A 503-nucleotide genomic window follows, 5' to 3' on the forward strand; every position below is an offset into this window, starting at 1 on the left:
CAAGATCAGCAATATTTTTTGTTATAAACAAATATGCATTTCGTGGTATCACTCGCTACAACAAACAAAACCATTTAATGGTAGGATTTGGATACAAACCAAAGCAAAAGATGCCAATAATTGATTTAAAAGAATTAATTAAATATGCCGACAATTTCAATAAGAACAATCACATTTTACAATGCACTGATTTTCATAAGATTATTATTAACAGTCAAAAAGGTGATTTTCTTTTTATCGATCCACCATATTATTACGACGGCATTAAAGACAAAGATTTTTATTTTGCACCATTTACTTTTAACGACCATCAACAATTAGCTAATACATTACATCAAGCTACAAATCGCGGAGTAAAATGGTTATACACCAATTATGCCACTGATGCTATTTGTAATTTATTCCAAAACGCAAACGTCATTAAAATTAAAACTACAACTACCCCCAATTTAACTAATAAAAAGATCAAACAAGAAATGATCATTAAAAATTATTAAAATTAG

At 28.0% G+C, this 503-nt stretch carries 1 protein-coding gene; it reads left to right on the top strand.

Going from position 1 to position 503, the window contains the following annotated elements; translation table 11 throughout:
* Positions 1 to 497 (top strand): DNA adenine methylase (locus tag KTO59_RS04510; protein ID WP_284928861.1); only part of this gene is annotated, 497 nt, incomplete at its 5' end.
* Between the last annotated feature and the right edge of the window lie 6 nt (positions 498 to 503).

The organism is Candidatus Phytoplasma sp. AldY-WA1, assembly GCF_020312115.2.
Lineage (GTDB): Bacteria > Bacillota_I > Bacilli_A > Acholeplasmatales > Acholeplasmataceae > Phytoplasma > Phytoplasma vitis.